At 52.7% G+C, this 12,632-nt stretch carries 10 protein-coding genes; 5 read left to right on the top strand and 5 right to left on the bottom strand.

What is annotated here, in order from left to right; all coding sequences use genetic code 11:
- Positions 1-22: 22 nt before the first annotated feature.
- Positions 23-910 carry a hypothetical protein gene (locus EFA69_RS01125; RefSeq protein WP_123131253.1) on the bottom strand — a complete coding sequence of 296 codons (888 nt, stop codon included), beginning with the start codon at positions 908-910 and terminating at the stop codon, positions 23-25.
- 35 nt (positions 911-945) lie between these two features.
- On the bottom strand, positions 946-2,004 hold the full coding sequence (locus tag EFA69_RS01120) for an Ldh family oxidoreductase (protein ID WP_123131252.1): 1,059 nt from the start codon (positions 2,002-2,004) through the stop codon (positions 946-948).
- 199 nt (positions 2,005-2,203) lie between these two features.
- Between EFA69_RS01120 and EFA69_RS01115 the strand changes: the two genes are divergently transcribed.
- Both EFA69_RS01115 and EFA69_RS01110 read left to right on the top strand, forming a co-directional pair.
- Positions 2,204-3,736, top strand: coding sequence for a DUF4139 domain-containing protein (locus tag EFA69_RS01115; protein WP_183906649.1), 1,533 nt, complete (start codon positions 2,204-2,206; stop codon positions 3,734-3,736).
- Positions 3,737-3,943: 207 nt separating this feature from the next.
- The gene (locus EFA69_RS01110) at positions 3,944-6,301 is read left to right on the top strand and encodes a tetratricopeptide repeat protein (RefSeq protein ID WP_148041222.1); all 2,358 of its coding nucleotides are present in this window, start codon (positions 3,944-3,946) and stop codon (positions 6,299-6,301) included.
- Positions 6,302-6,749: 448 nt separating this feature from the next.
- Here the strand turns inward: EFA69_RS01110 and EFA69_RS01105 are convergent, their stop codons facing one another.
- The 3 genes from EFA69_RS01105 to EFA69_RS01095 form a co-directional block, all read right to left on the bottom strand.
- Entirely contained in the window at positions 6,750-7,685 is a 936-nt protein-coding gene (locus EFA69_RS01105; protein ID WP_123131249.1) for a Ppx/GppA phosphatase family protein, read from the bottom strand.
- 82 nt (positions 7,686-7,767) lie between these two features.
- Positions 7,768-8,484, bottom strand: coding sequence for a hypothetical protein (locus EFA69_RS01100; protein ID WP_123131248.1), 717 nt, complete (start codon positions 8,482-8,484; stop codon positions 7,768-7,770).
- Between the two features lie 10 nt (positions 8,485-8,494).
- Positions 8,495-9,382 carry a class I SAM-dependent methyltransferase gene (locus tag EFA69_RS01095; protein ID WP_123131247.1) on the bottom strand — a complete coding sequence of 296 codons (888 nt, stop codon included), beginning with the start codon at positions 9,380-9,382 and terminating at the stop codon, positions 8,495-8,497.
- A gap of 190 nt (positions 9,383-9,572) precedes the next feature.
- Here EFA69_RS01095 and dapF point away from each other — a divergent pair, with 190 nt between their 5' ends.
- From dapF to EFA69_RS01080, 3 genes are all read left to right on the top strand, one after another.
- Entirely contained in the window at positions 9,573-10,343 is a 771-nt protein-coding gene (gene dapF, locus EFA69_RS01090; RefSeq protein ID WP_123131246.1) for a diaminopimelate epimerase, read from the top strand.
- Positions 10,344-10,516: 173 nt separating this feature from the next.
- The gene (locus EFA69_RS01085; RefSeq protein WP_123131245.1) at positions 10,517-11,044 is read left to right on the top strand and encodes a GNAT family N-acetyltransferase; all 528 of its coding nucleotides are present in this window, start codon (positions 10,517-10,519) and stop codon (positions 11,042-11,044) included.
- Positions 11,045-11,272: 228 nt separating this feature from the next.
- On the top strand, positions 11,273-12,577 hold the full coding sequence (locus tag EFA69_RS01080) for a glycosyltransferase family 1 protein (protein WP_123131244.1): 1,305 nt from the start codon (positions 11,273-11,275) through the stop codon (positions 12,575-12,577).
- The last annotated feature ends 55 nt before the right edge of the window (positions 12,578-12,632 follow it).

The following is a 12,632-nucleotide window of genomic DNA, read 5'->3' as shown; positions in this document are numbered from 1 at the left end:
ATTTTGTTATAATTAACGCGTTCTATTTAGGTAAAGGCAATATTTTATAAGTAATAATAAACATGTCATCATATTTTTGATGTTTATGCCATTGTTTATTAGAAGCTACATAACATTCTATTTTGAATGACTCAGATATATGTTTTTCTTTAATAGATAATTGAAAAAGGTTTCCTTCTTGATTCTTAATTTCGAATATTGATGCACCATTTATGAATACCCACCAAATTCTGTATGTTGTAGGGGAGAAGCTTTCGTCAACCTGTACTTCAATTTTAAGTTCATCACTAGGGAATAGAATGTTGTTTCTTGTATTTAATGAATTAATAACTCTTTTATTTCCTACGACTAGCAATTCTGATGAATGGAATTTATTACCTAATGAATCAGTGATGGTGATAAAGGTTGGAACATTGAACTCTTTTTCTTTATTCATTTTAATGAAATATGACTTAATAGAATCGATAATATCATGAGAGTAGCAGATGACTTGCTCTGCTTGTCTAAAGCTTATCGGGTTTGCATGAGAGAGGTAGTTTCTAGGTGTGATTATTTTACTAAAAGTGTGTTTTGCTTGCTCCCTTCCAACGGGGAAAGCTTCATTTAATGCATCATTGAAGTACTTGTTATAAAGGTTAGGATTGCATATAATATCAAATATTTCTTCAATGAACGTTGCATCAATGAGTCTGCTAAACCTTTGAGGCTCTTTTGTTACCTTATCTTGACAAGACTTGAGAATAGCAGATTTAACTAAGTTATTACCGTTTTTATCTTTAAAATGAAAATAATCTTTTCCGAAGTTTTCAGATAACTTAGTGTCAATTAGGCTTCTAAGCCATAGTTCTAAAGACTCTAACGCATTTCTGCATGTTGTTCTTAATTCATCTTGTGTAGTGTTATTAAACATTTTTATTTAAGTATATCTTCTTTTCCTATTTCTTACTACAGCGTCACCCCAAACTTCTCACCCAAACCTTCCAGATCTTTCACCACCGGCGGGAGCAGCGGAATCCCTTCTTTCAAGCGGACCGCTTCACTCTCACGCTCGGGGTCACCGGGAATTAAGACTTGATGGCCGGCCTTTGCTTTGGAATTCCGGAAGGTGGTGATCCAGTTGTCCATGTGCTGTTTGAAGTCCTCGGCGGGGCGGAAGGCATCTACGCGCATCGCCCCGAAAAAATGCCCGATGCCCTCGCCCACGGGGTTGGCGGGCGGCGCCAGGAAGCTCACGAACGGCGGTACCCACGGACCATAATTGGCCCCAGATAAAACAGCCGAGAAAATGTCTACCACTGCGCCCAGCGCGTAGCCTTTGTGGCTGCCGGTATCGCCGCCCAAAGGCAGCAGGGCTCCGCCATCTTTCAATTCGTTGGGGTTGGTGGAGGAAGAACCGTCGGCGGACTGAATCCAGCCGTGGGGTGCCTCCAGGTTCTTGCGTTGCAGAATCTCCAGCTTGCCGTTGGCAGCGGTGGTGGTGGCCAAATCGGCTACAAATGGCGGCTGCTCATTAGCCGGAATGGCTACCGCGATGGGGTTGGTGCCTAAGAGTCTTTCCAGGGAATAGGTAGGAGCCACCAGTGGGCTGGCGTTGGTCATGGCCATGCCAATCATGTCATGTTCCAGCGCTTTCATGGCGTGGTACCCGGCAATGCCGAAGTGGTTGGAGTTCTTCACGCTCACCCAGCCGCTGCCCACGTTTTTGGCTTTCTCCAGCGCAATCTGCATGGCTTTGGGCGCTACTACCAGGCCAAGGCCGCCGTCGCCGTCCACGGTGGCGGTGCTGAGCGTTTCGTGCACCACGCGCACGGTGGGGGTGGCGTTGATGCGGCCGGCTTCCCACAGGCGCACATAGCCAATGAGGCGGGCCACGCCGTGTGAATCTATCCCGCGCAGGTCGGCGGAAAGCAAGGTTTCGGTGGCTAGCAAAGCATCATCAGGAGGGCAGCCAATGCTCAGGAAAATCTTCTGGGTGAAATCAAAAAGGCGTTGGTAAGAATACATGCGCAAATTCTACTTGTGATGCCCAAAGGTAAGCGAAACCGCAGGAAACATTCCAGCAGAAACGCTTTCTTTGTAGCCTGTTATTTTCTTCCCATTCTCTCGTTGTCTGCCCTTTATGAAAAAAATTGTTGTTTGCCTCTGTTGTCTGATGGTCTGTTTAGGGCACGTTTTTCCGGTTTTAGGCCAAAAACAGGAAGCAATGCTTACCCAGGTGAAAGCCGTTACGGTATTCCTGAACCGGGCGCAGGTCACCAACGTTGGGCGTACCACCGTGGAGCCGGGCATTACTGAACTGGTGCTGGAGGGCCTGCCGGCGCAGATAGATGAGCGCAGCGTGCAGGTAAACCCCACCGGCAACGTGACTTTGCTTTCGGTGCGGTATGAGCAGAATTTCCTGCGGAACACCGGGAAGCCCAAAGAACTGCAACGGCTGGAAGATTCTCTGCAGAGTTACAACGGCCGCATCAGAACTTTAACCGACCAACGGGAGGTATTGCAGAAGGAGGAAGCGCTCCTGCAGGCGAACCAGAATATAGGTGGTTCCCAAACCGGCCTCACCGCCGCCCGACTCAAAGAAGTAGCCGATTACTACCGCACGCGCCTGCTGGCGATCAGGAAAGAAATCCATACCGTTGACGTCCGGCTTGCGGTGCTGAAGGAACGGCAGGGGCAATTCAACAACCAGGTGAACCAAGCCAGGAGCAACCAGAACGCCAACAACCGCGTGATTGTGGCCGTGCAGGCTGCGGCAAGAACCCCGGTGGGACTGGAGGCCACGTACCTGGTGTACAACGCCGGCTGGGAACCCATTTATGACCTTCGCGCCAGCGGAAACCAAGGGCCGGTGCAACTGCAATACAAAGCCAACGTGCGGCAGAACACCGGCGTGAACTGGGACAACGTGCAATTAACTCTAGCTACCACTAACCCAGCTGAAGGTGCCCAGAAGCCTGAGTTGGAACCGCAACGTGTTGGGATTTTGCAAGATCCTCCAATTAGAAGAAAAGTTAAATTTTCACCTCCAGTAATCAAGAAAGACGAGGAGGTTCTGCAGTTACGAGAGGAAGTTGTCACCGCCGCCCCTGCTACCAGCACCGCAGACTTCACCGAGGCTGTTTCCACCACCTTAGCCGCCGAATTCAAGATCGGGATTCCGTTCAGCGTGCCTTCAGACGGAAAGCCCCACACCGTAGACATTCAGCAGCACAGCCTCCCTACCGCTTACGCCCATACTACCGTTCCTAAACTGGATAAAACAGCGTTTCTGGTGGCGCATCTTACTAACTGGGAGAACCTGAAGCTGTTGCCCGGCGAGGCTAATGTTTTTCTGGCTGGCACTTTCACCGGGAAATCGTTCCTGAACCCCGAACAAACCCGCGACACGCTCACTTTATCCCTGGGCCGCGATCAGAATGTGGTGGTGCAGCGCGAACGGATGAAAGACTACCAGAAGCGCACCACCTTGGGCAGCAACGTCAAAGAGCAGTTTGGGTATGAGATCAGCCTGCGCAACACCAAGGCCCAACCGGTCACCATCACGGTAGAAGACCAGATTCCCTTAAGCACCACCTCTGAGATTGAAGTGGAAGACGTAGACACCAACGGCGGCCAATGGAACAAAGAAACCGGTAAAGTCACGTGGCAAGTGGTGCTCAAACCAAATGAAGAAGTGAAACGGTCTCTGCGCTACGTAGTCAAGTACCCTAAAAACAAGCAGGTGAGCGGCTTGTAATACTTTGTAACAGGCAACGCAATGGAGTGCTGCGTTTAGGGGCTGTTTTTCCAAAAACAGCCCCTAAACGCAGGTGGCTCTCGCACGCAATTCCTCCCGCTCCAGGCAACCAGATCTCCTGCCGGGGCATCCTCTCTGTAGAAAGGCATCCTGATTATTTATGGAACGGATTTTGCCTTGCCCTGAATATCAGATACCGCTAATATTATGAAAGCACCCCTACTCTCCCTCCTGTTGGTTTTGCTGCTCCTCTGGGGTGGCCGGGCCGGCGCGCAGTCTAAGGTTCTCTATGAGCAAACCCGGCTGGAAAGCGTCTCTATCTCCAGTTTCACAGACACAGATTTAGGAAACTTGGCCCGCGAACTGGGCTATGACAACCACAACAGATCTGGCAAGCTGGTGCTGCCGGTGGAGTTTGAGCAGCGGGAAAAAATCACCCGGGAGGGGACTCAACTGGTGCTGTACGCGGCCGTCCAGAACGTGCGGGTGCGGGAGCAGGTCCTGTACCGCGATTTTGATTTCGCCGATGTCTTAACGCCTTCTTCCCTCAAAGCCAAGGTGCAGTTGCTGGGCCGCGAAGACAAGGTGCTGCAAACCTTTGAGGTAACTGGTAAAACTCTGCGCGAAGACGGTGCCACGGTGCTGGTGCAGACCTCGGTGCAGGATACTTCGGCTTTTCAAGGGTACAAGCTGCGGGTGGTGGAGAAGAAGCTCAGTTATTCTGGTGAGAACTACAGCGCCCTGCGGAATAGGTTGGCTTTGCTGAAGCAGTACCAGGAAGCCGATATCCGCCTGGCCCAATTTACCAGGGACCTCCAGACCATCAACCCCAACGACCTGGAGTACCTGCCCGCCCACAAAGACCGGCTCCAGAAGCTGGAACGCGAACTGGACCAACTGGTAGACAGCCGCATGGAGCGTGAACTGGGCCTCAACCGCCGCGACCCGCTGCAATTGCGCCGCCGGGTGAAGGAGCTGGACCATGCCTTCAGAGAGCGGCACGCGGCGCTGGACCAGATGTGGGCCCGCCTGCCCGAGATATATTACAACCGAGGATTGGAACTTGCCCTGAACGGAAATTCCCGCGCTGGGCGTGACTTCTTTGAGCGTGCATTGCAAGCCAACCCTGCCTTCGCGCCCGCGCACCTGCAACTGGCACGCCTAGATTACAAAGCCGGTTATCTGAAAGAGGCCAGCCAACGTATCCGGGAGCTGCTCAACCGCATGCAGGTAGACCCAGAGACGTACCGGTTTGGGCAGGAGTTGGCGCTGGATATTCAGAACGAGTATGTGCGCAACGGCGAACAGCTCAACAACCAAGGCAAGTACCAACAGGCGCTGGAGCAGTTTGAGGAAGCCCGTGATTTCTGCCGTGGCATCTCCAGCCTGCGCTGCCGCCCTGAGCTGTGGGAAGAAGGAATTGTCTTCGCCAAAAACGGTCTCTATGACAATTTGCTGCAGTCTGGTAAGCAGGCCCTGAACCAGAAGAACCTGGTGCAAGCCGAAAAACTGGCCAAAGAAGCCCAGCAGTACGCGCGCAACAACAAGACTGCCATAGATTCAGATGCCGCCGCTTCTGCCTTGCTCCGTGATGTACAGCAGCAGATGTATTTGGGGCACATGACCAAGGGCCGCCAAGCCTTGCAGACCAAGCAATATGCCGTTGCCCTAGAGGCGTTTGAGAAAGGAAAAACCTTGGCCAGCGACTACAGCCTCACCCCGCAACCCGATGCAGATAAACTGATCCGCCAGGCTGCCCGTCCGGTCATCATGGAAAAGATAACGCAGGGGCAACTGCAGGCCAGCGCGAACAAATTGCCCCAGGCCCGCACCATTGCCTCTGAGGTGACCAATCTGCAGATCAGGTACGGGCTGGTCAACGACAAAGAACTGGACGGCAAGTTTAGGGCGCTCAGCCAGGGAATTTTCTCCCAGGAATGTGCCAACGCCCAGGCTACCTATGACCAGCACTTGCAACGGGCCATGCAGTACAGCCAGGAACGGAAATTCGCGCTGGCTGCCGCCGAACTGGACAAAGCGGTGGCCGCAGCCCAGCAGAACGGCGGTTGTGCCATCTCATCGGCTACCGCCCAGACGGAACTGGACAGGATAGATGCACCCGCGTTTTATCAGGAGCAACTACAGAAAGCAAGCCAGCTGATAAGCCAAAACAAGGTAGCAGAAGCCGTAACCGTGTATCAGGAGGCGGGCCGACAGTTTGAGACAGACAGGGTAGGAGCATTCGGGCTGGTGCATGAGGCGCTGCTGCCATATGCTCAGCGCCAGGAGAACAAAGCTTTCATGGCCGAAGTGGCTCGTTTCTCCTCGGCCAACGGCGATGCCGCCGGAGCCATTGAGTTGGTGAAGAAATTGGCGGCGCTCAAGTACACCAAGTACAACCTGAACCAGTTGCAGGAACAGGTAGGCCAGCACCTGGCCACCCGTGATGCCCAGGCCAACCCCAAAGCCGACTACAAGCAACTGGCCAACACCTACACTAACGGCTCCAAAGACCTGAAGAAGCTGAACAAGGCGTACCAGAAGCAGTTCAAGAAATTGACATAGCCCTGTTTTTAATGGGGTATAGGAGTTAGATCATATTTACGTTTTGGGCATGTTTTCTGAAAAACGTGCCCAAAACGTAATTAGCCAAATGTGTGAGATCTGCGGGTGTAAACATCCCCCTTCGCCCCCTTCAAAGGGGGAGTGTCAGCAATAGTGGCAAAGCCGAGCCTTGACCAGCGGTCAGCTTCGAACAAAAGCCTAAAGAACCAACTGTCTCTACTACCCGCACCATTTCCAGTCTTTCCCTAGAGCGCCTCGCTTGTGGCCAAAGAAAAGCAGAAACTAAACGCCAACCACAGCTACTTGGCCACAAGGGCAGTGCGAGAGGGGAAGACGGGGCCCCGCGGCCGTGAGCGCTTATCAGAAGAAATGAAACAACAGAGCTCCTAAAGCCATAAAAAGGCAGTTGCTCCGTGGCATCAGCCAAATGCGTGCAAAAACAACTTTCCTACTGCTGCAACAGCTCCGCCAACATCCCTTCTTTCAGGGCATAGGCAGACACTCTCATCTGATCCAGGTTGTACTTCTCCAGCACCCAGTCAATGGCTACGCAGGCTACCACAATCATGTCTACCCGCATGGCCAGCATACCCGGAATAGCTAGACGCTCGGTCCGGTTCTTTTGCAGGAGTTCTTTGTATTGGCGCTGGAAAGTGGTGAGGGGTAACTCCATCTCCGGTGATCCTTCCGCCTCACGCACTATTCCCTGTTGGGCCAGGTCCATGTCTACCAAGGTGTCAAAGGTACCGGAGGAGCCAATCAGGACCTCGGGTTGGTGCTGTAGAACGGCGGCGGTCAGTTTCTGGAGCTGGTCTTGCAGGTAATGGCGCAGGGCCTTCACTTGCGCGGGCTGAATGGCCGGTTCCTGATCTGGATAAAATTTGTCCAGGAGGCGCTGCGCCCCAATCTCAAAGCTTTTCTTCCAGAGAATGCCTTTGTCTGTACCAATGATGAACTCCACGCTGCCGCCGCCAATGTCCATAACCAGCGCGGGTTTGGGACCTATCTGAAGTGCCTGCTGCACGCCTTTGAAGATGAGCTCGGCCTCCCGGGCACCGGAGACAATCTCCACCTCAATACCGGTATGTTCTTTGATGGCTCGCACTACCCCTGGGCCGTTGCTGGCGTTGCGGAGGGCGCTGGTGGCGGTGGCTTTCACCACGGTTACCTGGTGCTGATTCATGATCTCCCTGAACTCCGCTAGGGTTTTCAGGCCTCGCTCGCGGGCCTCAGAGGTAATCTCGCCTTTGCTGATGCCGCCTTCGCCCAACTTCACGGGTATCTTGGTTTTATACAGCGTCTGCTGCCCACCTTGGGCATCCAGTTCAACAATGAGTAAGTGGAACGTGTTGGTTCCAAGGTCTATGAGGGCAAAACGGCGCATCTTTTAATTTAAGAATTGGGAAATGGAGAAACGGAAAAAAGTTTGGTTGGTTAAGTGTCTGGCTGAGGTTGGGTAAATAACCCTATTTACCATTGGATACTTTCAATCTTTTACGTTTGTAGAAAGCAATTTTTTGCTCAGAGATAGTACCCTCTAATAAAGAATCCACACAACTGAAATTCTTTAGATTCTCATCCAGTGGATGGCATTCGCTAACCTCAATGGAAATGCGATGCTGGTTGTTCTTCGTTTTAGAAATAATGGATTTCTTAATGTAAGAATCACCTGCATCCCCCCAAGTTTCTGCTATCTCGTATTTCTGGGTGACAGTACCAGTGGGTAGATCAAAATGGAAAAGCATCATTTTGCTTGACCAGTAATCACCTGGTACTCTAGTGAGAAGTGCTACGGTGGTGGGGGAGATATGAAATCTCTTTGTGGCGTAGATTTCAGTGTGTTCTATGACTTCACCTTTATAAGGCCGATCTTCCCGTGAATACAACAGCGAATCGAACATAATACTAAGGGCTCTGGGAATTTCTTTGCCTTTGTAAAGAAAAGCAGCTGACTCAGGATCTTCATCTCCAATGGTGGTACTCACTTCCAAGGGAAACGCAGGAACACTATCGTATAAAGCCAAAAGATCCTGAGCGGAGTAGATTTTTTGAATTGTTTTCGCTTTTGTTTCCTTGCCCGGTTTTGGTGATGGAGTAATAGAGGCTGATGCCTCCTTCTGGTTACAGGAATAAAGAAGGAGGCTGACAAGGAATAACAGGTATTGTATTTTGATCTGTGTCATAGAGTGCTGGCTATTTCACCGAGCTGAACCGGAAGAACGTGCCCAGCGGCAGTTTGCGTTTGGCTTTATCCTCTAAGTACAACTCGCCCAGTTCCTCGTTGCGCACGGTTTGCCCGAAGGAGGCTCTGATGAGGTTGTCCAGAATCAATGCGGAGAAGCCCAGCGAGTACAGGTTGATCACAAAGAAGTTGTCCTGCGGGTCCAGCAGTTCTGAGCAGAGTTTGATGAGCTCGTTGATCTGCTCTTCCAGGAGCCATTTCTCGCCGTCGGGGCCGCGGCCGTAGGCGGGTGGGTCCAGGATGATGCCCTGGTATTTGTTTCCGCGTTTCACCTCGCGGCGAGCGTATTTCATGGCGTCTTCCACCAACCACCTAATGTTGTCCAGGTTGCTGGCTTCCATGTTCTGGCGGGCCCAGAAATTGACCTGCTTCACAGAGTCCAGGTGGGTGACATCGGCGCCGCCGGCGTTGGCCGCCAGAGACGCGCCGCCGGTGTAGGCGAACATGTTCAGGACCTTCGGCTTGCCGGGCAGGGCGCGGGTGCGGTCATAGATGAACTGCCAGTTAGGGTCCTGCTCGGGAAACAGCCCCACGTGCTTGAACGAAGACAGCCCTAGCCGGAACCGCAGCTTTAAGTCATGATAGCGGTAGTTGATGAACCACTGCTCGGCCATGCCTTTCTTGAGCTGCCACTGGCCTTTCTCCTGGTTGCCTTTCTCCCGCTTGAACGTGGCCTGGGCCAGCCGTTCCCACTCGCGCTCAGAGAGGTGTTTGTCCCAGGCGGCCTGGGGCTCCGGGCGGGCCAGAACGTAGTCGCCGAAGCGCTCCAGCTTCTCAAAGTTGCCGCAGTCAATCAGCTCATAATCGGTCCAGGCGCTCGTGGTCAGGAAAGAATACATATCTTTGTAGAGGTAGTGATGCTGCAAAGGTACACCTAATTCGTATCACGTAGTACGTATGATGTAGCAAGACAGAAACGGGTGATAGATAGCCTACTTCTGTTTTAGGCCCGATTTCTGAAAAACGGCCTCTAAACGCCTGTCGTGATTCTTGATACGCACTACGTGCTACACGATACCCCAAAAGAACATGAACTTGACTTTCTATAAATACCAGGGCACCGGCAATGATTTTGTGGTGCTGGACAACCGCAACCAGGACCTTGAACTGAGCCGGGAGCAGGTGGCCTTTCTCTGTGACCGCCGCAAAGGCGTGGGCGCCGATGGCCTCATGCTGTTGCAACCCAAAGAAGGCTTTGACTTTGAGATGGTGTACTACAACGCAGACGGCAGGCCCAGCTCCATGTGCGGCAACGGCGGACGCTGTCTGGTGGCGTTTGCGCAGTTCCTGGGCGTGGTGGAAGACCAGGCCTATTTCCTGGCCGCCGACGGGCCGCACCAGGCCTACCTCAAAGACGGGCTGGTGCACCTGCAGATGAGAGACGTAGACACCATAGAAGACCTGGAAGACGCCTGCTTCCTGAACACCGGCTCCCCGCATTACGTGAAGCAGGTGCCCGCCCTGAAAGAACTGGACGTGTATGCCGAAGGCCGTGCCGTCCGTTACTCAGACCGTTTCAAGGCCGAAGGAACCAACGTGAACTTTGTGGAGCACCAGCCAGAGAACAAGCTTTTCGTGCGTACCTATGAGCGGGGCGTAGAGGATGAGACCTTCTCCTGCGGCACGGGTGTGACCGCCGCCGCCCTGGCCGCCAGCCGCGCCGGTTACACCAGCCCCGTGCAGATTGAGGTGCTGGGCGGCGAACTGCAGGTAAGTTTTGAGCAAGAAGACGGACAGTTCAAGAACGTCTTCCTCATAGGTCCGGCCGTGCAGGTATTCCACGGGGAAATCAACCTGTAAAGAACGCTTGCGTTTAGGGGCTGTTTTTGGAAAAACAGCCCCTAAACGTAAAAAGCTCTGGACGCTGGCTGTGTGGTCATTCGGGCGGCGCCCGATGCTGTGGTCCGTTTGCGTTTAGCGCCCGTTTTTCAGGAATTAACTCCAAAACAGAAACCACCTTCGCCTCATTTGCCATGCTGCAAACTTCCCGCATTGCCCTTCGCGCGCCAGAACCTTCAGACCTAGACTTTCTCTTTGACTTTGAGAATGACACTACGCTGTGGCCGGTGAGTTTGTCCCTTACGCCGTTTTCAAGGGAGGTGCTGCGGCAGTATCTGGAGAACGCCACGGCAGACATTTACGCTGCCCGCCAACTGAGGCTCATGGTATGCCTGCGCGAAACGGATAACATCGTCATTGGCACCGTTGACCTTTTTGACTTTGAGCCCCTGCACCAGCGGGCGGGGGTGGGCATTGCCCTGGCCGCCGCCCAACGGGGCAAGGGGTACGGGTTGGAAGTGCTGCAACTGCTGGAAGCATACGCCGCCCAGGTGCTGCAACTGCATCAATTGTACTGCTCAGTGGGGCAGGAGAACACAGCCAGTCTAAAGCTTTTCCGGCAGGCGGGCTTTCAGGAAATAGGGGTGCGCCAAGAGTGGCTCCGTACGCCCGGCGGCTGGCAAAATGTGGTGGAGTTCCAGAAGTTGCTATCTGTTTCTTGAAAAAAAACTATTGTGCCCCTCTGCCGTAGGAAGAAGGGGTATAGCATAAATACTATAAGTTCTTTCTGGATTTATACGGTATTTAGCTGAGTTTCAATGTGGATTGCTGGGATAATCCTCTGAAACGCAGCTTTTTTTCCTGGTACACGTATGCTAGTTTAAAAAAAGGAAAAGACATACGCTTGCTTTCCCTTTAAGGACCCACACTTCATAACTAGCTTTCGTATTATGTTTGACCTAGACTCAGATTTCATCCCCAGCGGGGGGACTAGCTCCCTTTCGTCTGAACCAGAGGTAACTTCAAGCGCTACGTATTTATCTTCTGTTTCCAATACCCCCAAAGTCTCTCCCAAGTCAGTCTCTGACAAGAGTTCCCTGGAAGAATACCTGGCTTCTGTGTCGGCCATTGTCTGTCTGTCGCACCTGCGGTGGGACTTCGTGTACCAGCGGCCTCAGCACTTGTTGTCGCGTTTTGCCAAGCATACCCGTTTGTTCTTCTTTGAGGAGCCTTATTTCTATGACAACGCCCAGCCTAGGCTGGAGATGCAGGAGCGGGAAAACGGAAGAGTTACGGTAGTGGTAGCCCACTTGCCCAACGGCTTAACCCCACAGGAGTCAGATGCCAAGCAGGCAGAAATGCTCAATGAATTCATGGCCGACCATGATCTGGAGAAAACGGTTTTCTGGTATTATACGCCTATGGCGCTGGAAATTTCGCGTCAGTTCAATCCTGCTCTGGTGGTGTTTGACGTGATGGATGAGCTTTCGGCGTTCAAATTCGCACCGCCGCGCCTAGTTGAGCTGGAGGCAGAGCTGATGGCCAAGGCCGATGTGGTGTTCACCGGCGGACAGAGCCTGTATGAAGCCAAAAAAGACCGGCACAAAGAAGTCTACGCGTTTCCCAGCAGCATTGACAAAGCCCATTTTGCTCAGGCCCGCCAGCCGCAGGCCGATCCCGCCGACCAAGCCAACATTCCGCACCCGCGCATGGGCTTCTTTGGCGTGGTAGACGAGCGTTTCGATATTGAATTGCTGCGTGAGGTAGCCTTGGCCCGTCCAGAGTGGCAATTTGTGATCATTGGCCCGGTGGTGAAGATAGACCCGGCCGTTCTGCCTAGCAGCGAGAACATCCATTACCTAGGCGGCAAATCATATCAGGAACTGCCTTCTTACCTGGCAGGCTGGGATGTGGCCATGCTGCTGTTCGCCCATAATGAATCAACCAAGTACATCAGCCCTACTAAAACGCCGGAGTATCTGGCTGCCGGTAAACCCGTGGTGTCTACCTCCATCAGAGACGTGGTGCGCCCGTACGGCGAGCAGAACCTGGTGCAGATAGCAGACGGCGCCCAGGCGTTTGAGGCCGCCCTGGAGAAGGCGCTGGTGCAGAAAGAAGACAAAAACTGGTTGCGCCGCACAGATGACTACCTAACTGGTATTTCCTGGGATAAAACCTGGCAGAACATGGTGCGCCTCATGCAGTGTATCAGCAAAGAGAAGCGCGCCCAGCAACCAGCTGCCTCCATAAAGTAAAAGTATTTACTGCGACATTTCCCTTTTGGCAGTGGTGTCCGTTTAGGGGCTGTTT

It is taken from the genome of Rufibacter immobilis (assembly GCF_003721565.1).
Classification (GTDB): Bacteria; Bacteroidota; Bacteroidia; order Cytophagales; family Hymenobacteraceae; genus Nibribacter; species Nibribacter immobilis.
This window is presented reverse-complemented; position numbering and strand designations above follow the sequence as displayed.